Origin of the sequence: Sphingopyxis fribergensis, from assembly GCF_000803645.1 — a bacterium.
Taxonomy (GTDB): domain Bacteria; phylum Pseudomonadota; class Alphaproteobacteria; order Sphingomonadales; family Sphingomonadaceae; genus Sphingopyxis; species Sphingopyxis fribergensis.
The window spans coordinates 563,073-583,440 of sequence record NZ_CP009122.1; the positions used below are offsets into that span (position 1 = coordinate 563,073).

Below are 20,368 nucleotides of genomic sequence, written 5' to 3' on the forward strand. Positions count from 1 at the left end.
ACCTCTGGGCCGCGCTCGTCCTCGCGGTGATTGCCATCGCATCGCTCGGCTACCTCTACTGGCGGTATTACCGGTGACCCCTGAACTGATAACCGCATTCGGCCAATTCGGATCGATGGGCCTCATGGTGCTCTATCTCGTCTGGCGCGAAAAGACCGGCGCCGAAAAGCGCGGTCAGGTCGAACTCGCGCGCGCGGCATCGGATATCGAGTTGGCGAAGGCCCTGACCGCTCTGACCGTCACGATCCAGCATCTCGATCAGAGAATGAAATGAACGGCAACGGCCAGATCGCCGCCATCCGTGCGGTGCAAGCGGCTTCGATCCGGTTGACGCTGGCGTGCGCGGAGATCGTCGGGCCGCTCGATATCGCGCTTGGCATGGCAGAGGCCGGTACGCTCGGTGAGAATGTCCCCGAAGCCATGAAGCTGCAAGTCGAAGCCATCAAACGCAGGGAGCGAAAACAATGAACCTCGCACAGATGCTCGACACGGCACGCCTGTTCGCGGCGAAGGCAATCGCCCCCGCTCCGGTGGCCCCCGTCGTCCCGCCGCCACGTCCTGCCCCGCACATCGACCGCGACCTGTCCTTCGCGCAGCGCCAGATCGACATCGACTTCCTCTGCCTCGCCTTCCCGCAGAACAAGCGGGCGAACCTCATCCAATGGGTGAAGCCCGCGCAAGACGCCTGCTATCGGTGGGGGATAGACACCTTCCGCGAGGTCGCCTCATTCTTCGCGAATATCAGCGTCGAATCCGCCGGCCTGACGCGGCTCGAAGAGAACATGAACTATTCGGCGCGTCGCATGGCCGAGGTGTGGCCGGGACGCTATGCGATCGGCGGCAAGGCAAGCAATGGCCCGAACGCGCTGGCCAAAAGCCTCGCCCACAATCCCGAGAAGCTGGCGAACAATGTCTATGCGAACCGCATGGGCAACGGGCCGCCCTCGTCTGGCGATGGCTGGCGTCACCGCGGGTTCGGACCGAAGCAAACGACCGGCAAGAAGAACCAGCAGGATTTCGCGGATGCGGTCGGCATCCCGCTCGCTGACGTGCCCGCCTATATCCGCACCCCCGAAGGCGGCATGATGTCGGCCGGCTATTACTGGAAAGCCAACAATCTCGACGCCAAGGCAGCGACGCCGGGATGGAAAGACGACCGGATTGCGATCAACGGCGGGACGATCGGCCTCGCGCCCGTCGAAGCCATGGCCGACGACCTGATCGAAGAATTGCTGCGCCGGGAGCAACTCCAGTGAGCCTCTCCAACCGCGAGCAACTCGTCGCCTTCATCGCGCTCATCGTCGCCATCCTGACGCTCGGCCTCGCGCCCGTCGTCACCGCGGGCATCATGGGCAAGACGCTGCCCGACAGCCTTATCGCCGTGTCCGACAAAACCGTGACGGGGCTGGTCGGTGTGCTCGGCACGATCGCAGCCATGATCTTCCGCACCAACCGCGCCGACGAAACCGCGACCGAGAACACCGGCAAGGCCTTTGAAGCCATCGCAGCCGCCGCAGCGTCGACACCTGCGCCTGAACCGGACGTCACCCTGAAACCGGGCGAGACTGCCCAAGCTGAAGGAACCCACGAATGAAACGCATCATCCTCGCCGCCGCCCTCGCACTATCCCTGCCGGGATGCGCGACCCTGGCCGACACGCCCACGGCACCCCTCGCACAGACGCATATCGACGAGCAGGCGCTGACTGCCGCCTATGCTGGCTTCGACGTGCTGCTGACCGCCGTGGACGGCCTTGTGGTGGCCGGGGTGCTGCAACCTGGCACCCCCAAGGCGCTCAAGGTCAAGGCCCTCATCCAGACGGCTCAGGACGGTCTCAACACCGCGCGCGCCGTCCGCGAAGGGCTCAGCCAAGAAAACCCCGTGCTGGCGCTGGAACGGGCGACCAATGCCTTCCGCCAGATCACCGCTCTGCTCAAAGGAAACTGAGATGGATTTCGAGAAACTCGCCGACGACCTGCTCGGCATCGTGAAAGCCGCCGCCCCGCTGGTCGGGATATCTGAGGAAGTCGCCGCGGTCGAAAGCATCGTGAAGTCGGCCAAGGGCGCCTATGAGACGATCAAGGTCGCGCTCGATCCGGCGAAGGCCGCGGAGGTTGAGGCTGGTTTCGATGCCTTTGCCGATGCTGTGAACGCGCACGCCGAGCGCACCAAGGCATCGTTGGGCTGAATTATCGAACATCGCTGGGGCGCAGGGAGCGCGGGGTGGCTTCGGCTGTCCCGCGCCTTTCGTCGTTTCACGCCCAGACGTAGCGCCCTGCCACCACCACGATCACCACCCCCAACCCAATGGCAAACATCTTCCCACGGTGGAGTAAGGGGTTCACAGGGCTAGGGCTTTAGGCATTGTGGTCCTTCAATAGCGCGCGGACTTCGAGCCCGAGCGGGCGGGGCTCCCAACGGCGCGGCTCCTTGGCGACATGAACAAGGCCCATTCGCCTCATTCGCTGTCTCACCTTGTCCTGCGAGCGATCAGCAAGGCCGAGGCGTTGGCTATCGCATACCCGAACCAGAAAGTCCCGCTGCGCCTCTCTGAGCCCCTTTGCTATGGTTTCAGCCTCGCTCACTTCCCATCCCCCACGGCAGTGGCAAGAGCGGCGCGGGCGTTCTCTCGATACTCTTCGCGCAGCCGGTCATCACATTTTGCCCAGTCCGATGCTGAGCCATTCATCGCGCGGAAGTCAGCGACAGCGTGCCTCTCCACCACCTCATCGCTGGCAAGGAAGGTGCGGACGGCGGCAGCCACGTCGTCAACGGTGCATTCGCATGCACTGAGCGTTTTGCGTATTTCGTGTTTCAGCTCATCCATTTGCCCCACCCTATTGGCGAGGAGGGCGCGGGAAACGATTACGTCGACGTCCTCCCACGATACCTCGGTTCCACCCGACGCATGGAAGAGTGCGAGCTTGTGATGGTCAGCCTCCAAGGTGGCAATGGTAGCGCGTAGGGTGGCAATGGTAGCGCGTAGGGCGGCAATGGTCGCAACCTCTCCCGCGAGCAGCTTTTGCAGATGCGCGATCCCGGCGCCGCTTTCGAAGTGCGCCACCCTCTCGCGTAGGGCGGTGATCTCGTCGAGAGGGTAGCCCACGCTCTCGGCCACCATAGCGCGGATTTCGTCCTTCGATTTGCCGGGTTTGTCAAAATCCTGCTGACCATAGACGAACGAAACGCGCTGTTCGAATTTTTCGGCTGGCGTCATAATATGGTGGCGGGCCTTTTCGATTGCCGCGTCAAGTTCGGGATTGGCTGGAGTTGGTTTAATCATCGCCATCACTGTTCTCCTGAATGTGGTCGCCGCGCTCGATAGAGTTGGCGGCGGAAGCCATGAACTTGTCGATCACGGGCGGGCAGTCCTCAGCCAAGTCCCGCAGCCAATCGACGATGCGCTTCTCGGCTTGTTCGCGGTGACGGGCGATGCGTTGCATCTCGGGGCTGTTGTCCGCCCAGCCCCATTCGAGAACCGCCTGATCTGTGCAGGTGTGAAAAATGCCCAGCGCGAGATAGAGTTCGCGATCAGCCTGCGTCACCTTGACCGCCTCTGGGGAGGTTATTGTTCCTTTGTCCATGGCTGCTCTCCTATCGGTGGGGTGAAGCGAAAGAGGCGGTGGCTGCTCCGGTCATGCGCCGGCTCCTTCTGCAAGCGCGTCCAGCCCGACGCGGAGAATGTTGCGCGCGGCATTTACGTCGCGGTCGTGGACCGTCCCGCAATCGCTGCACTCCCATCCTCTTATTCCAAGGCCTGCGATACCTTTCGGCCGCGAAGGTGGGATTGAGCCACACTCCGAACAGGTTTGGGTGCTCATACGCTCGTTTGCTACGATGTATCTACCGCCATGCCTCAGGGCCTTGTACGACAGCATATCTCGCAGCATCGACCATCCGGCGTCGTTTACCGACTTCGCCATCTTGGTCTGAGCAAGCCTCTTTGCGGACACATCGCCGACGACAATGGTTCCGTACTTCTTCGCGATCGCCGCGGACGCCTTGTGCAGATGATCCTTGCGGCGATTCGCGATCTTCGCGTGAATATTGCGGATGCGCTTTGGCGCCTTTCGTGCGCGCTGAGATGTGGCCAATGCGGCCTCGCTAGCGCGATACAGCCGGGGCGCCTCTATCTTCCCCCCGTCCGACAGGGTGGCGAGGTCTTTCAGGCCAAGGTCGATGCCAACGGCGGGGCGTGCTGTCGGCTCGTCGCACCCCACTTCAATTGGCGCGTTGAAATACCAGCGCCCTCTAGCGTCGCAATTGAAACTGCCTGCGCCGATCTTCACGCCCGGCTGCAACTCGTCCCGCCAGTGCATGGCCTCGAAAATGACGCCTTTGAATTTGATCTGTCCCGCGCTGATAACCTGGGCGTGGCCAGTGTTGAACGGCACCCATCCCAATGATTTGCGGCTGCGCCACCGCAGGCCTGCGCGCTTCGCCTTATCTCTGCTCTTTGCAAATTCATGAGATGTCCGCATGATCGTATGGCTGTGCAGCCCAAGTTCTGCACTGGATCCAGCGGTGAGCTTGGCGATGTCGAACTTGGACAGCCACCTCCGATCGCGCGACCAAGCCTTGCGCGAAATTTCGTTGCAATAGTTCCAAACCAGATTGACGGCCGCCGCCTGGCGGTTGAGCAGGGCGGAATGTTTGTCGCGCAAGCGGACTTTAATAGTTATTCTGCCCGCCTCAGCCATCAATCTTCCCCTTCATAGTGGAGATAGCGCGGAGACTGGCGGCGCATAGGGCTAGCGCGGGGGTGGCGGCTGTCCCTTCGCATAGGCCGACCGGATTGCCACCGCCGACAGTCGCATGGCAGGGGCTGTCATTGAACGGCCCACCAAGGTGGAATAACGTCCAGCCATCAGGTATCACCGTGATCGCGGCATCCGTGTAAGCCACCGCGTCGATCAAGTCGCCGAAGCGATGCCAGCAAGCGATGTAGGCCGCATATTCTGGCGTCCAGACTTCGCGCTGTTCGTTCTTCCATATCGTTGGCGGGTCGGGGTTGACGATGCGCTGCACGTCCCAGAACAATTCGGGGTCATCGCCAGTCGCCGCCTCGATCCGTTCGATCAGCCCCCGCATTTCATCAGATGGGGTCATTGAATTCCGCTCCTGTAAGCATCCACTGCAAGCTGTGCGTCCGCGTGAACAGTGTGCAGGGACTTGACGATGCCGACGCAGCCATTGCCGTTCGGGCGGTCGGGATAGATCGCGACAACCGCCCATGGCGGGCCGTCAGGGTCATCGAGTTCAGCTATCTCGTGATAGACGCGCTCAGTTGTCATGCAAAACTCCTGCGGCGTTGAGATGCTCGCCGCGCTCGATGTCCCGCTTAATCTGGACGATCCAGAAAACTGCGTTCGGATTGCCGAGTTCGGACGCTTCGACCTTCATGCGGTCGAGGTAAGCGATAATCGCCGCTCGCTCGCCATCCTCCCCCTGTGTGGTCCTATCGGGGGTCATGAGGGTTCTCCTGAGGGCTTGATCTCCCAAAGGCCTTCGCAGACAAGGGTGCGGCGATACCAAGGGCCTTCGTAAACTGGCGGGTTCCAGCGAACCGTTCGGACCACCATGTCGTCGCGCGAGACGCCGCAGTCAGGGCAGCAATCAACGTCCACGAAGAACGTCTTGCCGCGCCAAGCATGGAAAGCCCTGCCGCACCCGCAAAGCGCGCGCTTTTCCCAAAGGTAGCTCATGATGCACCCCTGGCTTCGGCAAGCATCCGCAAGGACTCTACGGCGGCATTATGGCGCTCTAGGGCTGCGTCGAACACCGCCCCATTGTGAGTCGGCGCGACCTCCAAGTTATCGCGCGCAGCGATAAACTCACGGATTGCATTAATCGCCTGCCAGCCTTGTTCGGAGGGAGTGGAGTTAAGGTCAGGCACTGGCTTGCTCCTCGGCTGGACCGGAAACCAGCATTTCGGCCGTTATGAATTGCGCCTTGGTGATCGTTATCGTCATCGGTGTGAGGCCGTCGAGCTTGGGGTCGATCAGTTTCATCGACTGCGGAAACTGGTCGCGGACGTTCACGAACGCGGCTAGAGATTCGCGCATATTCCCAAGCAAATCGCTCCACTCCGTAAGCTGATTGATGGACGGAACGCGCGGGACACCGTTGCGACGGAAGTGGATGAATGCTTCCATCTGCTCCATCGCTTCGGAAACACGGCCGCGCTTACTGGATGACAAATGGGGGTTGTCCACCCAATCGCACGGGAGGGCGCCGCATTTTGGGCATGACTCTAGCTCACTCATCCCACCTTCTCCTGTGCTTCGTGCCAAATGCGATAATCCTCACCGTCGCGGACCGTCATGCTGCGAGCCTTTCTGCGATGCGGGCGAGTATCCACGCGCCGTTCGGTTTCGCCCATGAATTGCCGAGCGCCTTATACTGCGGGCCATCGGCTGCGATCTTGCCGCGGTAGTCGATCGCGCAATGATCGTCGGGGAAGCCCTGTAGGCGGTGGCATTCGGTCGGGGTGAGGCGGCGGACCTGCCAAGCGGTAGCTACGGCATTGGCGTGCGTTGATTTTACGGTAGGCGAGACATCCTCGACGATGCCAAGGCCAGAACGCCCGCCAGCGGTGCCGCAAGCCGCTTCGCCGGAACGGTCGAGTACATCGGACGATATGCCCCAAGCCACCGCCTGCACCTCGGCGCGCGCCTCAAGCGTATATGCGCCGACTTCCTGCACACCGATGCCGTCGGGTCCGCTGTCAGGGTTCTCGCGCAGCGCACCGGCTTGGATGGCGTAGGCGATGGCGGGCGGGTGAGAGGTCGAAACCGTAGGCGATGGATCGCCGGCTTCGCCAATGCCAGTCCCCGGCGCACCGCCGCTTGACCCCTCAGCGCGGTTGTTCGTCATGGTGGCGCCCCGGCTGGCCTGCCGCATGTCGATCGGGATGATTGGCGTTCCCCGTCCCGTCCCATCCTCGCTGGCGTCGAAGCCTTCGCCGCGAAGACTGTGGGCGATCAGCATCGTATCAGCTGTGTCGGCGCTGGTTCCGGGCTGACGATCGCCGCCAGTGCCGTTCCCGCCCGCTGGCAGCGTCCCGGCGACGCCAGCGATGAACGTCTCGACCTCAAAGTCGATGCGCTGCCCCTTGGCGGTCAAGCAGGCGGCTTTATCGATCGGTCCCGAGCAATTGCCCCCCCCGAATCCGACTGGCTGCAATCCTCCGGCAAGGTCGAAGTCGGTTCCAAGGCCGCCACCGCCATCAGAGCGCGCGCTAATTGTTCCGGCAGTTCCTTGCCCCGCTTCTCGGCGCGGCGGAGAATTCCCTGACATGCCTTTGCGCTCAAAAAGAACCGCTGCGGGATCGGCCCCTTCTCCAAAATCTGCGACAACGAACACACGGCGGCGTCGTTGGGCCACTCCGAAATATTGAGCGTCGAAAACCCGCCATGCAGCCCGTGCCCTTGGCCCGGCAACCATACCCGCACTGGGCCACTTTCCGTCGAGTGGCGAACGCAGGGCATCATCTGCTCCGACAAGCGCTCCCAGGAAACAGCCGAAGGCGTTGTCGGGCAGGTTGAGCCAGCCGGGGACGTTTTCGACAAGAAGGTTTCGAGGTCTAATTGCATGAGCGATTTCCATGAAACGGAGGGAGAGATTGCCGCGGTCGCCCGCCACGCCGGCGCGAAGGCCTGCGACGCTGAAATCCTGACAGGGCGGGCCGCCGACGAGCAGGTCGAGCCGCCCGAATGCAGAGGCGCGTTGCAGGAAGTCGTCGGCCGTCACGTCGCCAAGGTTCGTGCTGTCGGGAAAGCGAGCGGACATGACGGCGGCGGGGAATTTCTCGATCTCCGCGTGCCACAGCCATTCGAACTGCGGCCCACCAAGTTCGGGGGCGCCGATGCCGGAAAAGCATGACGCGGCCCTGAGCGGAGCGCCGTCGCGGATCCATCGCTTGCCGCGCTCTGTCCATGGATCGGGGTGGGGGGAGGCGGTCATGGACATGGGCTAAAACTCCGATGCTTGCCGCACTCAGTGCAAATCTCAGCGGCTATCCACGGTGCCTCGTCGTCAACGTCAGCAGTCCAAGCGTGAAGCCCGATCCTGCATAGCCAACGTGGGCGTAGCGGAAGAGGATAGCGCAACTTAGGATGGTGCCAGTCTCGGGTGGCGGTGATGAATAGCCGCATGCCCTTAGAGTAATCCGAGTTGGACAGGAGTTCGGTGATCAACAGGTCCAGTTCTCGATGCGCTTTGTGGCCGCAATGCTGCTGTACGATTTGTGCGCACCTCTGATTGAACTCGTCCGCCGAAAAGGCCAAGTTCAAGCCGGTCTGCGTAGCGGTTTCGCCCGCTCCACTTTCCGGAAATGGTGAAGGCGTCGTGCTGCCCGTCCTGATAGTCATAGCGATGACCGTTCTGCGCTAGAGATGTGCTGTCGGCCGACGCGAATGGGTATTGCCGAGCGACCAGCGTGCCCCGCAGCATGTGCAGCGGATGCCAGGTGTTGCCCATCAACGCTGCCACTTCGTCCATCTTGCGATGATAGGCGTCGCATCCCACCGGCTCCCGTTTCGGGTCGCCGATCCAGCCAAGGCAGACGCGCGAGTATCGGTCGCACAGTCGGGCCAAGCGCTCTATCGAGCCGTCCATATGCCAGACCGGCGCTCCCCGATCCCCGAAGGGCCAATCGTTCAGAAGCCCATCGTTGAGCTGGGACGGCGCCGCTGGGCTGTCGGGCATGATCGCCCATCGCCCCGGTGTGAACAGGATACGTTCCAACCAGTCGTAATATGCTCGCCACCAGACTTGCCGGTCGGCCTCGTCCCATTCCTTCCCGGCGCGCATCGCAGCCATCCAGAAGCTGAACGCTCCGTGATCGAAACATTATCTGCGGGCAGATAGCCAGCAGAGCCTCCAAGTCGTCGGGGCGGTAGAATGAGACGCAGGCGGCGCGACCCGGCAGCACGGCATTGAGCGCCGCGCGCGGGGTTAGCGGCGTGCCGTGGTAGATGACGGGGGTGGACAGCAAATGGCCAGCATGTCCCGTATTGTTCGCCATATCTTCACGCTCCGTTCGATTGCCGGTTGACGGCGTTGAGCGCGTTTCGTGTGGTGGTTTATCGTTTACACCGAGAGGGTCGGCGGTTCGAGCCCGTCATCGCCCACCATCCTTTCCTTGTCGTATGCGCCGCGTGGGCGCTAAGGCTTTTCCGTGTCTGGAAAGGTCGCCTATGAAGCCGCTGTTCTCAACGCTCCTGTCATCGTTGCTCGTCCTCGCTTCCCCCGCGCTTGCGGCGCAGATGCAGGGCGATGTCATCATACGGCACGTCACAATCGTCGACGTCGAAGGAGCGAAGACGGTTGCAGCGCAGGCGGTCGTATTGAAGGGCGAAGATATTGTCGCGGTCGGCGCCGACGCCGCGATCGCGAAGGACTGGCGTGCGGCGCGAACCGTCGAGGGAAAGGGGCGCTATCTGATCCCCGGGCTGTGGGACATGCATGTCCATTTCGGCGGCGGCCCCGAACTGATCGAGGAAAATAAGGCGCTGTTGCCGCTCTATGTCGCGAACGGCATCACGACGATCCGCGATGCGTCGGGCGACCTGCCCGACCAGGTCCTTGCGTGGCGCGGCGAGATCGCAAACGGCAGCCTGTTCGGCCCGCGCCTCCTCAGCTCGGGCGCGAAGCTCGAGGGGATTGCCCCGCTCTGGAAAGGGACGATCGAAGTCGGCAGCGAAGCGGAGGTCGATGCCGCGCTCGCGCGCCTGAAAGACCGTGACAAGGTCGATTTTGTAAAGATCACCGATAGCACGCTGAAACCCGAACTGTTCCTCTATGCGCTGCGGCGCGCGAAGGCGCTTGGGCTGCGGACGTCGGGCCATATCCCGATGGCGCTCACGACCGGGCAGGCTGTCGGCGCGGGAATCAGTTCGATCGAACATCTCGACTATGCCTATAATGCCGGCGCGAGGGACGAGGCCGCGATCGCCGCCGATTTCGCCGCGGGCCGCATCGACCGCGCCGAAGCGAATCGCCGACTTGACGCGGGATTCGATCGCGACACCGCGATGACGGCTTATCGAAGCTTCGCGGCGAAGGGCGTGTTCGTGACGCCGACGCTGAACGGTAGCCGCATCATAGCATGGCTCGACCGCGACGATCATTCGAACGATGCTGGCCTCGCCTATATCGGGCCGAAGCTGCGCAAGACCTATGACTGGCGTGTCGAGCGCGCCGCCAAAGCCGACGCTGCGGCGATCGCGGCGCGGCACAAACATATCGACGATATGGCTTCGATCCTGCCGATGCTCGCAGAGGCCGGGGTGCCGATCATCGCGGGGACGGACGCGGGCTTTCTCAACAGCTTCAACTATCCGGGCTTTGGGCTGCACGACGAGATCGCGCTGTTCGCCGCAAAGGGGCTGACCCCGGCGCAGGCACTCGCCTCGGCAACGCGCGCCGGGCCGGCGTGGTTCGGCTGGCTCGATCGTTATGGCGCGATCAAGCCCGGCATGGAGGCTGACCTGGTCCTGCTCAACCGTAATCCGCTTGAGGATATTACTGCGACGCGCGCGATCGACACGGTGGTCATGCGCGGCACGGTGCATGATCGCGCGGCGCTCGACAAGATGCTCGCCGATACGAAAACCCGGGTTGCGGCATGGAATGCCGAGGCGGCGGCGCCCTAAGGGACCGCAGCCTGAGCCACATGACGCGCGCGCCAGATGCTCCATAAGGTGAAGAGGCCCATCGCTGCCCACACGACATTCAACCCCGCGGAGGGCAGCGCGCCATTATAGCCGGAATTCAGCACAAATCCGCTCGCGCCGATCACATTCATCCATTGATAGAGATATCCGCGCGGTGCGATCCTGCCGAGCGAAAGCAGGATATAGCTGGCGAGGATAATCGCGGCGGCGACCCAGCCGATGACCTCGATGGAAATCTGGAGGGCCCCCATATCCTTGTCCTTATTCCGAGGCGGCGCGTCGCGAGTGCCGGGCCGTTCAGCGCATTTTATGCTCGACCGCTTCGACTGCATCCTTTGCTTCGGCAAGGCCCAGGCCGGTGCGGTCGCGAACGCGCTTGATTGCCTCGATCTTGCGGTCCTGACGGAGGAGCTCGCGGATTTCCTCTTCGTCGATCCGCTCGTCGCCGATCCTTACTATAGGTGGCGGCGCCGACGCGCGTGGCATAGGCCGAGACGGCGGGGGCGCGGTCAAATCGCCGCGCCCTCGCCCGCGTATATATTTGGCAAGGAAAAGCCCCAGCAGGAGGCCCAGGGCGAGGAAAAGCAGCTTGCCCATAGCTCGCCCCGGCCTCGCTTACGCTGCCAGCTTGCGCAGCACGTAATGCAGGATGCCGCCGTTCATATAATATTCGACCTCGTTCGCGGTGTCGATGCGGCAGAGCGTGTCGAAGCTGAAGGTCGAACCATCGGCGCGGGTGACATTCACCGTCACCGTCTGGCGCGGTTTGAGGTCCGCGACGCCGGTGATGGTGAACTGGTCGTCGCCGGTCAGGCCGAGCGTTTCGCGCGTCTGGCCATCGACGAACTGGAGCGGCAGCACGCCCATGCCGACGAGATTCGAGCGGTGGATGCGCTCGAAGCTTTCGACGATCACCGCGCGGACGCCGAGCAGGTTCGTGCCCTTCGCCGCCCAGTCGCGCGACGAGCCGGTGCCATATTCCTTGCCCGCGATGACGACCAGCGGGGTGCCGTCGGCCTTGTGGCGCATTGCGGCGTCATAGATCGGCATGACCTCTTCGCCATAGCGCGACATGCCGCCTTCGATGCCGGGGACCATTTCGTTTTTGATGCGGATGTTGGCGAAGGTGCCGCGCATCATGACGTCGTGGTGGCCGCGGCGGGCGCCGTAGCTGTTGAAGTCGGCCTTGCTAACCTGATGTTCCATAAGCCATTTTCCAGCCGGCGAGTCCGCCTTGATCGAGCCCGCTGGGCTGATGTGGTCGGTCGTGATGCTGTCGCCGAGGATCGCGAGCGGCTTGGCGTCGATGATGTCGGCCACGGGCGCCGGGGTCATCGTCATGCCCTCGAAGTACGGCGGGTTGGCGACATAGGTCGATCCGGCGCGCCACTGATAGGTGTCCGAACCTTCGACCTCGATCTTCTGCCAATGCTCGTCGCCCTTGTAGACATGCGCGTAGCGCGCGACGAACATGTCGCGGTCGACCGCACCCGCAACCGCCTCGGCCACTTCGAGATTGGTCGGCCAGATGTCGGCGAGGAACACGTCCTTGCCCTGCTGGTCCTGGCCGATCGGGGTGGTGGTGAAATCCTCGATCACCGTGCCCTTGAGCGCATAGGCGACGACGAGCGGCGGCGAAGCGAGGAAGTTCGCGCGCACGTCGGGCGACACGCGGCCTTCGAAGTTGCGGTTGCCCGAGATCACGGCCGCGGCGACGAGGCCGTTCTCGTTGATCGCCTTCGAAATCGGCTCGGCCAGCGGCCCCGAATTGCCGATGCAGGTGGTGCAGCCATAGCCGACGAGGTTGAAGCCGATATTGTCGAGATGCTGCTGCAAGCCCGCCTTGATCAGATAGTCGGTGACGACCTGCGACCCCGGGGCGAGCGAGGTCTTGACCCACGGCTTGGGCTTCAGCCCCAGCGCATCGGCTTTCTTCGCGACGAGGCCTGCGGCGACGAGCACCCCGGGGTTCGACGTGTTGGTGCAGCTGGTGATCGCGGCGATGGTGACGTCGCCGTCGCCGATGTCGAAATCCTTGCCCTCTACGGCCACGCGCTGCTGCTTCTTGTTATAGACATTGACCATGTCGGCGTTGAACACATCGTCGACGTCGGGGAGCGAGACGCGGTCCTGCGGACGCTTCGGCCCCGCGAGCGACGGCACGACGCTGCCAAGGTCGAGTTCGAGCGTGTCGGTGAAAATCGGGTCCGCGGCCCCCTCGACGATCCAGAGGCCCTGCGCCTTGGCATAGGCCTCGACCAGCGCGATATTCTCGTCGCTGCGCCCGGTCAGACGCATATAGTCGAGCGTCTTGTCATCGACGCCGAAGAAACCGCAGGTTGCGCCATATTCGGGCGCCATATTGGCGAGCGTCGCACGATCCGCGAGGCTCAGCGACGCAAGGCCGGGGCCGAAATATTCGACGAAGCGGCCGACGACGCCCTTGGCGCGCAGCATCTGCGTCGCGGTGAGCACGAGGTCGGTCGCGGTGACGCCTTCCTTCAGCTTGCCGGTGAATTTGAACCCGACGACTTCCGGGATGAGCATCGACACGGGCTGGCCGAGCATCGCGGCCTCGGCCTCGATCCCGCCGACGCCCCAGCCGAGCACGCCCAGCCCGTTGATCATCGTCGTGTGGCTGTCGGTGCCGACGCAGGTGTCGGGATAGGCGACCGTCGTGCCGTCGGCATCCTCGCTCGACCACACCGCCTGCGCGATATGTTCAAGGTTCACCTGGTGGCAGATGCCGGTGCCCGGGGGCACCGCCTTGAAATTCGACAGCGACTTCGACCCCCATTTCAGGAAGTCGTAGCGTTCGCCGTTGCGATAATATTCGATTTCGACATTCTGTTCGAACGCCTTCGGATGGCCGAATTCGTCGACCATGACGCTGTGGTCGATGACGAGGTGGACGGGGACGAGCGGGTTGATCTTCGACGTGTCGCCGCCCAGCTTGGCGATCGCATCGCGCATGGCCGCCAAGTCGACGACGCACGGAACGCCGGTGAAATCCTGTAGCAGCACGCGCGCGGGGCGATACTGGATCTCGCGGTTCGAATGCGGGTCCTTCTGCCAGTCGACCAGCGCCTGAATATCGGCGGTCGACACGGTGAAGCCGTCATCTTCGAATCGCAGCAGGTTTTCGAGCAGCACCTTCATGCTGAACGGCAGGCGCGAGACGTCGCCCAGCTTGGCCGCGGCCTTGTCGAGCGAATAATATGCGTAATTCTTGCCGCCGACGCTCAGCGTCGAGCGGGTAGCAAGCGTGTCGTTGCCCGTGGTCGTCATAGGATATCAGTCCCCATGTTGGCGCGGCGGGGAATGACTGTCCGAAAGCCAAGCGGGAGAGCGGGGCCAACGGGAGTCGCACGCGCGGGTTTATGTTGGCGCCGCCTTACGCCGGGGGGTGGGAAATGCAAGGGGGTGGGGGGAAGTTGGTCGTGGCGCGGTGGCGGTGCGCAAGTTGGCGGATGCGTTGCCGGATCCGGAAAGCAGCGCAAGCGCATCGACAACCGTCGTCGACCGACATCACTTCATCAAAACTGTTCCAAAAAGAAACCACTTTTATTGTGACAGTATAATGTTGCCATTGTGGCACCATTATACTGGATAGTACTAAAATAATGATCTTGACCCATATGTTATATATGAGGTTATTGAGTATGTTACATAGGTTATAGGCTATTATCTTGGAGTAGGTATGGCAGAATTTGCCGTTTATAACAAGGGTCGTAGATCTCTAAAAAGTGCTACGTCGATATTTGCTATATCAATATCTATTTCACTTTCGCATTCCGTATTCGCTCAAACACCAAATAATGAGCAATTGTTCCAGATGCTCAAAGACCTTGAGCGACGGCAGGAAATATTGAGTTCCGAACTGCGACTGGCGAAAGAAGAGGCGACGAAGGCCAAGGCCGAACTTGCTGATTTGCAGTCGAGGTCGGGCGCGACGTCGCCACGCGAGACCTCCCACCCCGACGCCCCCACCGTGGCGAGTTGGGCAAAGGTCGAAGCGGCGCCGGTCGTTGCGGCGGTTTCCGCTCCCAATTTTCGTCTGGGCGTTGGCGGCGGGCACAATGATGGCACGAGCACCGGATTGGGTTTCGCCGATGCCTCGATCGCCTTGCCGCTCGGCGACGATCTGGGGGCGCAGGTCGACCTGATCGGGGGTATCGCCGGCAGCAGTAGCTTTGTCGGCGCCGCAACGCACTTGTTCCACCGCGACCCTGATCGCGGCGCCGTCGGCGTATATGCCAGTTTCCTGCACGGCACCGGAAACTATCTCGGAAAGAATGGAGTGGTTGCGGGGGCGCAAGCCGTCAAGGCCGGCGTCGAGGGGCAGCTCTATCTTGACCAATTCACCTTGCAGGGCATCGTCGGCGGGCAGTGGGATAGTCTTGAGCGGAACACCGGTCTGTTCTTCGACGGTCGCGTCGCCTGGTATGCCGATGATAATTTGAAGCTGAACATCGGCTATGCCCATGACGACGGCTTTACGAAACGGCGCGAATTGGTCGGGGGCATCGATTATAATATTCCGTTCGGGAACGGCACCGCGGCACAGATGTTCGGCGAAGCGGGTTATGACATCGAGCGCGACCAGGGTGTGAGCTTCCTGCTCGGCTTGCGGTTCGCCTTTGGCAGCGGAAACAAGCCGCTGGTGCGGCGCGACCGCGAAGACAATCTGCCGACCTATTTGCGTTGGGATGCCGCGAATATGCCCGATGCGACGCGCAAGCTGCCGTCCGGACCTCCGGGCGCTCCGGGGAGCGACGGCCCGACGGGGCCAGACGGCCCTGCCGGACCACCAGGCACGCCGGGGACCGATGGGCCGAGCGGGCCTCCGGGTACGCCGGGCGCGCCGGGGACCGATGGGCCAAGCGGACCTCCGGGTACGCCGGGCGCGCCGGGGACCGATGGGCCAAGCGGACCTCCGGGTACGCCGGGCGCGCCGGGGACCGATGGGCCGAGCGGGCCTCCGGGTACGCCGGGAGCGCCGGGGACCGATGGGCCGAGCGGGCCTCCGGGTACGCCGGGCGCGCCGGGGACCGATGGGCCAAGCGGACCTCCGGGTACACCGGGCGCGCCGGGGACCGATGGGCCAAGCGGACCTCCGGGTACACCGGGCGCGCCGGGGTCCGATGGACCGAGCGGGCCTCCGGGAGCGCCGGGCACGCCGGGGAATGACGGACCGAGCGGGCCTCCGGGCGTGCCGGGGAACGATGGCCCAAGCGGGCCGCCGGGACCTCCGGGGAACGACGGACCCCCGGGTTTCCCGGGGGCTCCGGGACCTCCAGGCCCTCCGGGAGCATAGCGTATTCTGAGATTTTATGGTGGTCCGGCGGGTCGGTTCTCGCTGCCTCATCGGAACATTCAGGTCGGTCGTCATGGGAATGCCCATGGCGGCCGATTGCCATCGTTAAGCAATGCAAATCATGACGGGGGAAAAGCGATCAATGAAGAATATATGGGAAGTCTGGACCTCTGCTCTCAGTCTTGAAGAATGTGACGACATCATCGCAAAAGCTGAAGCCTATCCCGTCAAGACGGCTACGGTTGGCTTCGAACAGAGCAACCGCGTGGACGAGAAATTACGCGAATCGTCGGTCCGATGGTTGCCCCCGCATCGCGAACCCGCGCTGGTTCAGCGCATCATGGGTTTCGTCAGATCGTCGAACAGGACAAATTTCGGGTTCGACATCGTCGAGCCGTTCGACATTCAATTTACCGAATATCATGGCAGCCGGAACGGAAAATACGACTGGCATCATGATGTCCGCCTGACGAGCAGCGCGCCCTATGATCGCAAGCTGTCGGTGGTGATTCAGCTGTCACACCGCGACGATTATGAAGGCGGTGAATTCGAATTTTCCACGGTGGCGCACCCGGGCACGGTGTTCGAGCCGCGCGGCAGCATGCTGATCTTTCCTTCCTTTCTACAGCACCGTGTGTTGCCCGTTACCAAAGGCACGCGACACAGTCTGGTGACCTGGATCGAGGGCCCGCAATGGCGCTGACCCCGGCGCCGTGCTGATGCCCGACAACCCCGAAGCGCGCGCTTTTCAGGAAGCGGTTGGCTATGCCGATGCAGTCATCGCGGGCGACACCGTCTATCTGTCGGGCGTAGTCGCGGGGCCGGCGGGCGAGGGCGCGGCGGGGCTCGACGCGGGCTATGAGCGCGCCTTCAAACATATCGCCGCGACGCTGTCGCGCGGGGGCTAGCTGAGACGATGTCGTCGATATCACGCGGTTTCACACCGATCTGGCCGCGCATATCCACGGTTTTGCGGCGGCCCGGCAAATAGGGCGCGTCGGGATTAGGCTCCGGCGGCGAGGCGAACGGGTTTGGGGGTGAAGGTGCGGACGCGGTTGCGCCCCGTACGCTTGGCTTCGTAGAGCGCCTGGTCGGCCTCTTGCATCAATGCCGAGAGCGTCGCGCCGGGGGCGCCGATGGCAAGGCCGATGCTGGTCGTCGGGCAGAGATTGGCGGGGATGCGGTCGGCGCACGCGGCTTGCAGGCCGGTGCGGACCGCCTCGGCGATCTGGCGTGCGGCCTCGATGCTCGCGCCGGGGACGAGCAGCGCGAATTCCTCGCCGCCGATGCGCCCCGCGATCATATGGGCGGGACCGATGCGGCGGACATGCGCGCCGAACGCGGCGATGATCGCGTCGCCGACCGCATGGCCGTGAGTGTCGTTGATCGACTTGAACCGGTCGAGGTCGGCGACGAGCAGCGCGACGGGGCGCGCTTCACTCTGGGCGCGGCGGAGCGCGGCGTCCGCCTGCGCCTCGAACCCTCGGCGGTTGAGCAGGCCCGAGAGATCGTCGCCGTCGGCTTCGCGGCGGAGCTCGGCAATCTGGTCGAGCGCGACCGCGACCATCAGGCTGATCGCCGCGACGATCGACACCATCGCCTGCGTGAACTGGACGGTGGTCCAGTAGACCGACTGCTGGAAGCCGATATAATCGTCGAAGCCGCCGCCAAGCGATAGCAGCACGACGGGGCGGACGATGAGGTTGAGCGCCGAGAATAGCGCGACCCAGAACAGCACACGGTCGATAAGATGGCGTTTTTCGATCGGCCAGAGCGCGACGACGACCATCGCGGCGATGATTCCCGCGCCGATGCTGATGGTGAGGATGCGTGCGGCGATGCTGGGGTGGCCGAGCAGGAACCAGAGGAAGGCGGCGATCGAGATCGCCGCGGTGACGCTCATCGCGCGCCACGGGACGGGACGATCATAGCGTTTGATGATCGCCGCCGCGAACAACATGCCGGTGGCGAGGAAGCCCATATTGGCGGGCAGGCGCTGCAGTTCCATCGGCAGCACCGGGCCGACGTCGAGGATCAGGAAAGCGATGGCCGACGCGGTATAGGCGGCGGCGGCGTAGGCGACATAACGCTCGCGGCGGTTCAGCCAGAGCAGTAGAAAGGCCGTGGCGAACAAAAGGCCGATGCCCGGATTGAGCAATTGGATGAAAAATTGTCCGTTCAAACTACCGCTTTCTGCCTCCGCCCCTTGGTAGCAGCCGATGGATAACGAGTTGTTACTTTTCCAGTAGTTAAGTCACGGTAGCGCGGCTTCTAGGTGGAGCCACGAACGACAAGGTGGACGGGAATGCGCGTGCCGCTGCGCGTGCGTTCGTCATCCTCCAGCGCCATCGCGACGAGCGCCTCGCCTGCGGCGTCGAGGTCGGGTTCGAGCGTGGTGAGCGCGGGGTCGGCGAGGGTGCCCGCGCGGATACCGTCGAAGCCGATCAGCGCGATATCCTCGGGCACGCGGCGCCCGGCGTCCTTGAGCCCCTGCAAGACGCCGAGCGCGAGCATGTCGCTGGCGGCGAAGATCGCGTCGGTGTCGGGATGCGCCTCGAGCAGCGCCTGCACCGCGGCGACGCCCTGCGCGTGGCGGTCGGCGGCGGCGGGTGGTTCGGCGACGATTGCGGTGAGGCCGTGCGCGGCGAGCGCGGCGGAGAAGCCGTCGCGGCGCTCGTCGAACTGGCGCTGCGGCGACTGCTGCGGTCCGACAAAGGCGATGCGGCGGCGGCCGTCACGCACGAAATGTTCGGCGGCGAGCTGGCCGCCGATGTCATTCTCGCTGCGCATCCAGTGGAAGGGGCTGCCCGGGCTGCCCCAGCAGACGAAGTCGAGGCCGGAGGCCTGCGCCTGCGCGAAATAGTCCCATGCCGGGCGGTTGCTGGTGGTGCCGATGACGATCATCGCGTCGGCGAGCCCCGAGGCGACGAAATCGGCGCGGAAATTGTCGGGATTTTCCTGAAAGCTGACGAGCAGGTTGAACCCGCGCGCCGAGGTTGCGGCGGCGATGCTGCCGAGCAGCGCGAAATAGAAAGGGTTGATCGCGCTGCGGTCCTCGCCGGGACGGCAGATGGTGACGAGCGCGATCGTCTCGCTGCTTTTCAGGCGCAGCGACGAGGCGTGGCGGTCGACGACATAGCCCAGCTCGCGCGCCGCGGCAGAGACGCGCGCGCGCGTTTCGGCGTTGACGCCGGGGCTGTTGCGGAGCGCACGCGAGACGGTCGATTGCGACACGCCGGCGCGCTCGGCAACATCGAACGATGTGGGACGCAGCATCTTTCCGTTCACCTTCGGCTTCTCCCCCTCGCGCCGTCTCTCGCCGCGAGGGCGGGGGTTGTCAATCGGCGAGGCCGTCCAGGGCGAGGAGCGCGAAGCTCGCGAGCCAATGTTCGCCCATATAGTCGCCGGTGACATGCGGGAGCGCGGCGGCGAGGTGACGCTGCGCGGCGGCTTCGGCGACGGGCGTGACAGCGTGCGCGGGGCCGAGCGCCGACGCGATGGCGCGCCAGCTCCACGCGCGGCTGAGATTGAGCCCGTCGAGATGCGCGATCTTGCCGTCGCTGCGGTCGGAGACGTTGGCGGGGGTGAAGAGGGTGGCGGGCTGCTGATGTGCGACGCGGGGCAGGAAGGCGTCGAACCAGCCGGGGAAGTCGTCGGCAAGGACGGTCGCCATCAGATGCGCTTCGGTGAGTGCGGAGGAGAGGAATTCGTCGCCGCCGGGTTCCCATGCCTGGCAGTCGCGATCCTGAGCGAACCAATCGCGGGCATTGGTGTCGATCAATGTCACCAACGCCGGGTCGCGGGTTTCGGCCCAGTGGCGGGCGAGGACGAGCGCGAAGGCGATGTTGAAATGGGTGCCGACGCGCAGCGGATAGGTGAGTTTGGGCAGGAAGGCGCGGAAGCGCGCGGCAAAGGCCGCGGCGAGCGGTTCGAGCGCGGCGGCCCAGGGGGCGTCGTGCGCTTCGGTCTCGGCATGGAGCGCGAGGAGCCACGCCCAGCCATAGGGGCGCTCGAAGGCGGCCGAATAGGGGCGATCGAGGAAGGCGCGTTCGCCCATGACCTTTTCGGGGACGAGCATCGCGTCGGCGCGCGCGCGGATTTCGGCGGCGATGGGGAGGTCGGGGAAGCGGCGGGCGAGCCGGAGGAGCTGCCACCAGCCATGGACGCAGCTGTGCCAGTCGAAGCTGCCGTGAAAGATCGGGTGATGCTCGCGCGGCGGTTTCGCATCTTCGGGGCCGGTGAGGACGAGGTCCATCTTGTACGGATATTCGCGGCCGAGGTGCGCGAGGGTCGCGGTCGCGAAGCGGACGGCGTGGTCGGGGGTCAATTCCATGCAACCTCCATATCCGTTCGCATCGAGCGAAGTCGAGAT

General features: G+C 63.6%; 27 protein-coding genes and 1 pseudogene. 10 read left to right on the forward strand and 18 right to left on the reverse strand.

The annotated features are described in order from the left end of the window. The first annotated feature begins 73 nt into the window (after positions 1 to 73). The 6 genes from SKP52_RS02660 to SKP52_RS02685 are packed head-to-tail and all read left to right on the forward strand — an operon-like array spanning position 74 to position 2,188. The gene (locus tag SKP52_RS02660; protein WP_039571445.1) at positions 74 to 274 is read left to right on the forward strand and encodes a hypothetical protein; all 201 of its coding nucleotides are present in this window, start codon (positions 74 to 76) and stop codon (positions 272 to 274) included. After that, a complete protein-coding gene (locus tag SKP52_RS02665) occupies positions 271 to 468 on the forward strand; it encodes a hypothetical protein (protein WP_039571448.1) in 198 nt (65 codons plus the stop codon). The genes SKP52_RS02660 and SKP52_RS02665 overlap by 4 nt, the downstream gene beginning before the upstream one ends. Continuing rightward, entirely contained in the window at positions 465 to 1,256 is a 792-nt protein-coding gene (locus tag SKP52_RS02670; RefSeq protein WP_052207748.1) for a glycoside hydrolase family 19 protein, read from the forward strand. Before SKP52_RS02665 ends, SKP52_RS02670 begins: the two co-directional genes overlap by 4 nt. Further along, a complete protein-coding gene (locus tag SKP52_RS02675) occupies positions 1,253 to 1,594 on the forward strand; it encodes a hypothetical protein (RefSeq protein WP_039571452.1) in 342 nt (113 codons plus the stop codon). Before SKP52_RS02670 ends, SKP52_RS02675 begins: the two co-directional genes overlap by 4 nt. Continuing rightward, the gene (locus tag SKP52_RS02680) at positions 1,591 to 1,947 is read left to right on the forward strand and encodes a hypothetical protein (protein WP_039571456.1); all 357 of its coding nucleotides are present in this window, start codon (positions 1,591 to 1,593) and stop codon (positions 1,945 to 1,947) included. Before SKP52_RS02675 ends, SKP52_RS02680 begins: the two co-directional genes overlap by 4 nt. A gap of 1 nt (position 1,948) precedes the next feature. Continuing rightward, positions 1,949 to 2,188 (forward strand): hypothetical protein, encoded by a 240-nt coding sequence (locus SKP52_RS02685; protein ID WP_039571459.1) that lies wholly within the window; start codon positions 1,949 to 1,951, stop codon positions 2,186 to 2,188. A gap of 393 nt (positions 2,189 to 2,581) precedes the next feature. Here the strand turns inward: SKP52_RS02685 and SKP52_RS02695 are convergent, their stop codons facing one another. The 12 genes and pseudogenes from SKP52_RS02695 to SKP52_RS24480 all read right to left on the reverse strand — a co-directional run bounded on the left by SKP52_RS02695 (position 2,582) and on the right by SKP52_RS24480 (position 8,823). Next, positions 2,582 to 3,289, reverse strand: a complete 708-nt coding sequence (locus SKP52_RS02695) for a hypothetical protein (RefSeq protein WP_148309006.1) — start codon at positions 3,287 to 3,289, stop codon at positions 2,582 to 2,584. Continuing rightward, entirely contained in the window at positions 3,276 to 3,584 is a 309-nt protein-coding gene (locus tag SKP52_RS02700) for a hypothetical protein (protein WP_148309007.1), read from the reverse strand. Before SKP52_RS02700 ends, SKP52_RS02695 begins: the two co-directional genes overlap by 14 nt. 51 nt (positions 3,585 to 3,635) lie before the next feature. Further along, positions 3,636 to 4,700 (reverse strand): RNA-guided endonuclease InsQ/TnpB family protein, encoded by a 1,065-nt coding sequence (locus tag SKP52_RS02705; RefSeq protein WP_039571470.1) that lies wholly within the window; start codon positions 4,698 to 4,700, stop codon positions 3,636 to 3,638. Then, a complete protein-coding gene (locus tag SKP52_RS02710) occupies positions 4,693 to 5,109 on the reverse strand; it encodes a hypothetical protein (RefSeq protein WP_148309008.1) in 417 nt (138 codons plus the stop codon). The genes SKP52_RS02705 and SKP52_RS02710 overlap by 8 nt, the downstream gene beginning before the upstream one ends. Further along, complete coding sequence (locus tag SKP52_RS25920) at positions 5,106 to 5,294, reverse strand: hypothetical protein (RefSeq protein ID WP_148309009.1); 189 nt, start codon at positions 5,292 to 5,294, stop codon at positions 5,106 to 5,108. The genes SKP52_RS02710 and SKP52_RS25920 overlap by 4 nt, the downstream gene beginning before the upstream one ends. Further along, on the reverse strand, positions 5,284 to 5,472 hold the full coding sequence (locus SKP52_RS25925) for a hypothetical protein (RefSeq protein ID WP_148309010.1): 189 nt from the start codon (positions 5,470 to 5,472) through the stop codon (positions 5,284 to 5,286). The genes SKP52_RS25920 and SKP52_RS25925 overlap by 11 nt, the downstream gene beginning before the upstream one ends. Then, positions 5,469 to 5,705, reverse strand: coding sequence for a hypothetical protein (locus SKP52_RS26860; protein WP_148309011.1), 237 nt, complete (start codon positions 5,703 to 5,705; stop codon positions 5,469 to 5,471). Before SKP52_RS26860 ends, SKP52_RS25925 begins: the two co-directional genes overlap by 4 nt. Before the next feature lie 183 nt (positions 5,706 to 5,888). Beyond that, on the reverse strand, positions 5,889 to 6,215 hold the full coding sequence (locus tag SKP52_RS02715; protein ID WP_228383800.1) for a hypothetical protein: 327 nt from the start codon (positions 6,213 to 6,215) through the stop codon (positions 5,889 to 5,891). A gap of 106 nt (positions 6,216 to 6,321) precedes the next feature. Beyond that, positions 6,322 to 7,125, reverse strand: a complete 804-nt coding sequence (locus tag SKP52_RS26865) for a DNA cytosine methyltransferase (RefSeq protein ID WP_052207749.1) — start codon at positions 7,123 to 7,125, stop codon at positions 6,322 to 6,324. Beyond that, positions 7,122 to 7,595 carry a hypothetical protein gene (locus SKP52_RS26870; RefSeq protein WP_228383801.1) on the reverse strand — a complete coding sequence of 158 codons (474 nt, stop codon included), beginning with the start codon at positions 7,593 to 7,595 and terminating at the stop codon, positions 7,122 to 7,124. Before SKP52_RS26870 ends, SKP52_RS26865 begins: the two co-directional genes overlap by 4 nt. A gap of 4 nt (positions 7,596 to 7,599) precedes the next feature. Beyond that, positions 7,600 to 7,971 (reverse strand): annotated as a pseudogene (locus tag SKP52_RS27425) (DNA cytosine methyltransferase); the annotation flags it as partial. 189 nt (positions 7,972 to 8,160) lie between these two features. Next, on the reverse strand, positions 8,161 to 8,823 hold the full coding sequence (locus tag SKP52_RS24480; protein ID WP_052207751.1) for a hypothetical protein: 663 nt from the start codon (positions 8,821 to 8,823) through the stop codon (positions 8,161 to 8,163). A gap of 377 nt (positions 8,824 to 9,200) precedes the next feature. Between SKP52_RS24480 and SKP52_RS02730 the strand changes: the two genes are divergently transcribed. Continuing rightward, on the forward strand, positions 9,201 to 10,658 hold the full coding sequence (locus SKP52_RS02730) for an amidohydrolase family protein (protein ID WP_039571477.1): 1,458 nt from the start codon (positions 9,201 to 9,203) through the stop codon (positions 10,656 to 10,658). Here the strand turns inward: SKP52_RS02730 and SKP52_RS02735 are convergent. The 3 genes from SKP52_RS02735 to acnA form a co-directional block, all read right to left on the reverse strand. Beyond that, the gene (locus tag SKP52_RS02735) at positions 10,655 to 10,930 is read right to left on the reverse strand and encodes a CBU_0592 family membrane protein (protein ID WP_039571479.1); all 276 of its coding nucleotides are present in this window, start codon (positions 10,928 to 10,930) and stop codon (positions 10,655 to 10,657) included. The two genes, SKP52_RS02730 and SKP52_RS02735, sit on opposite strands and share 4 nt — an antisense overlap. A 46-nt stretch (positions 10,931 to 10,976) precedes the next feature. Beyond that, positions 10,977 to 11,165, reverse strand: a complete 189-nt coding sequence (locus SKP52_RS25140; RefSeq protein ID WP_081997510.1) for a ribosomal protein L7/L12 — start codon at positions 11,163 to 11,165, stop codon at positions 10,977 to 10,979. Between the two features lie 129 nt (positions 11,166 to 11,294). Beyond that, complete coding sequence (gene acnA, locus SKP52_RS02745) at positions 11,295 to 13,967, reverse strand: aconitate hydratase AcnA (protein WP_039571483.1); 2,673 nt, start codon at positions 13,965 to 13,967, stop codon at positions 11,295 to 11,297. A gap of 547 nt (positions 13,968 to 14,514) precedes the next feature. Between acnA and SKP52_RS26720 the strand changes: the two genes are divergently transcribed. The 3 genes from SKP52_RS26720 to SKP52_RS02760 all read left to right on the forward strand — a co-directional run bounded on the left by SKP52_RS26720 (position 14,515) and on the right by SKP52_RS02760 (position 16,904). Beyond that, entirely contained in the window at positions 14,515 to 15,996 is a 1,482-nt protein-coding gene (locus SKP52_RS26720; RefSeq protein WP_052207752.1) for a hypothetical protein, read from the forward strand. A 142-nt stretch (positions 15,997 to 16,138) separates the two neighbouring features. Then, entirely contained in the window at positions 16,139 to 16,699 is a 561-nt protein-coding gene (locus tag SKP52_RS02755) for a 2OG-Fe(II) oxygenase (protein ID WP_039571484.1), read from the forward strand. Positions 16,700 to 16,715: 16 nt separating this feature from the next. Beyond that, positions 16,716 to 16,904, forward strand: coding sequence for a RidA family protein (locus SKP52_RS02760; RefSeq protein WP_148309012.1), 189 nt, complete (start codon positions 16,716 to 16,718; stop codon positions 16,902 to 16,904). A gap of 95 nt (positions 16,905 to 16,999) precedes the next feature. Here the strand turns inward: SKP52_RS02760 and SKP52_RS02765 are convergent, their stop codons facing one another. The 3 genes from SKP52_RS02765 to SKP52_RS02775 all read right to left on the reverse strand — a co-directional run bounded on the left by SKP52_RS02765 (position 17,000) and on the right by SKP52_RS02775 (position 20,329). After that, a complete protein-coding gene (locus SKP52_RS02765) occupies positions 17,000 to 18,178 on the reverse strand; it encodes a GGDEF domain-containing protein (protein WP_148309013.1) in 1,179 nt (392 codons plus the stop codon). Between the two features lie 89 nt (positions 18,179 to 18,267). After that, positions 18,268 to 19,272 (reverse strand): LacI family DNA-binding transcriptional regulator, encoded by a 1,005-nt coding sequence (locus SKP52_RS02770; protein ID WP_039571487.1) that lies wholly within the window; start codon positions 19,270 to 19,272, stop codon positions 18,268 to 18,270. A 61-nt stretch (positions 19,273 to 19,333) separates the two neighbouring features. Further along, entirely contained in the window at positions 19,334 to 20,329 is a 996-nt protein-coding gene (locus tag SKP52_RS02775) for a DUF2891 domain-containing protein (RefSeq protein WP_039579519.1), read from the reverse strand. Between the last annotated feature and the right edge of the window lie 39 nt (positions 20,330 to 20,368).

Excerpts from the sequence above, each read along its gene's own strand:
- SKP52_RS02665 (WP_039571448.1), top strand. The coding sequence starts at position 271 with ATGAACGGCAACGGCCAGATCGCCGCCATCCGTGCGGTGCAAGCGGCT.
- SKP52_RS02670 (WP_052207748.1), top strand. The coding sequence starts at position 465 with ATGAACCTCGCACAGATGCTCGACACGGCACGCCTGTTCGCGGCGAAG.
- SKP52_RS02680 (WP_039571456.1), top strand. The coding sequence starts at position 1,591 with ATGAAACGCATCATCCTCGCCGCCGCCCTCGCACTATCCCTGCCGGGA.
- SKP52_RS02685 (WP_039571459.1), top strand. The coding sequence starts at position 1,949 with ATGGATTTCGAGAAACTCGCCGACGACCTGCTCGGCATCGTGAAAGCC.
- SKP52_RS02695 (WP_148309006.1), bottom strand. The coding sequence starts at position 3,289 with ATGGCGATGATTAAACCAACTCCAGCCAATCCCGAACTTGACGCGGCA.
- SKP52_RS02700 (WP_148309007.1), bottom strand. The coding sequence starts at position 3,584 with ATGGACAAAGGAACAATAACCTCCCCAGAGGCGGTCAAGGTGACGCAG.
- SKP52_RS02705 (WP_039571470.1), bottom strand. The coding sequence starts at position 4,700 with ATGGCTGAGGCGGGCAGAATAACTATTAAAGTCCGCTTGCGCGACAAA.
- SKP52_RS02710 (WP_148309008.1), bottom strand. The coding sequence starts at position 5,109 with ATGACCCCATCTGATGAAATGCGGGGGCTGATCGAACGGATCGAGGCG.
- SKP52_RS25920 (WP_148309009.1), bottom strand. The coding sequence starts at position 5,294 with ATGACAACTGAGCGCGTCTATCACGAGATAGCTGAACTCGATGACCCT.
- SKP52_RS25925 (WP_148309010.1), bottom strand. The coding sequence starts at position 5,472 with ATGACCCCCGATAGGACCACACAGGGGGAGGATGGCGAGCGAGCGGCG.
- SKP52_RS26860 (WP_148309011.1), bottom strand. The coding sequence starts at position 5,705 with ATGAGCTACCTTTGGGAAAAGCGCGCGCTTTGCGGGTGCGGCAGGGCT.
- SKP52_RS26870 (WP_228383801.1), bottom strand. The coding sequence starts at position 7,595 with ATGCAATTAGACCTCGAAACCTTCTTGTCGAAAACGTCCCCGGCTGGC.
- SKP52_RS24480 (WP_052207751.1), bottom strand. The coding sequence starts at position 8,823 with ATGGCTGCGATGCGCGCCGGGAAGGAATGGGACGAGGCCGACCGGCAA.
- SKP52_RS02730 (WP_039571477.1), top strand. The coding sequence starts at position 9,201 with ATGAAGCCGCTGTTCTCAACGCTCCTGTCATCGTTGCTCGTCCTCGCT.
- SKP52_RS02735 (WP_039571479.1), bottom strand. The coding sequence starts at position 10,930 with ATGGGGGCCCTCCAGATTTCCATCGAGGTCATCGGCTGGGTCGCCGCC.
- SKP52_RS25140 (WP_081997510.1), bottom strand. The coding sequence starts at position 11,165 with ATGCCACGCGCGTCGGCGCCGCCACCTATAGTAAGGATCGGCGACGAG.
- acnA (WP_039571483.1), bottom strand. The coding sequence starts at position 13,967 with ATGACGACCACGGGCAACGACACGCTTGCTACCCGCTCGACGCTGAGC.
- SKP52_RS26720 (WP_052207752.1), top strand. The coding sequence starts at position 14,515 with ATGCTCAAAGACCTTGAGCGACGGCAGGAAATATTGAGTTCCGAACTG.
- SKP52_RS02755 (WP_039571484.1), top strand. The coding sequence starts at position 16,139 with ATGAAGAATATATGGGAAGTCTGGACCTCTGCTCTCAGTCTTGAAGAA.
- SKP52_RS02760 (WP_148309012.1), top strand. The coding sequence starts at position 16,716 with ATGCCCGACAACCCCGAAGCGCGCGCTTTTCAGGAAGCGGTTGGCTAT.
- SKP52_RS02770 (WP_039571487.1), bottom strand. The coding sequence starts at position 19,272 with ATGCTGCGTCCCACATCGTTCGATGTTGCCGAGCGCGCCGGCGTGTCG.
- SKP52_RS02775 (WP_039579519.1), bottom strand. The coding sequence starts at position 20,329 with ATGGAATTGACCCCCGACCACGCCGTCCGCTTCGCGACCGCGACCCTC.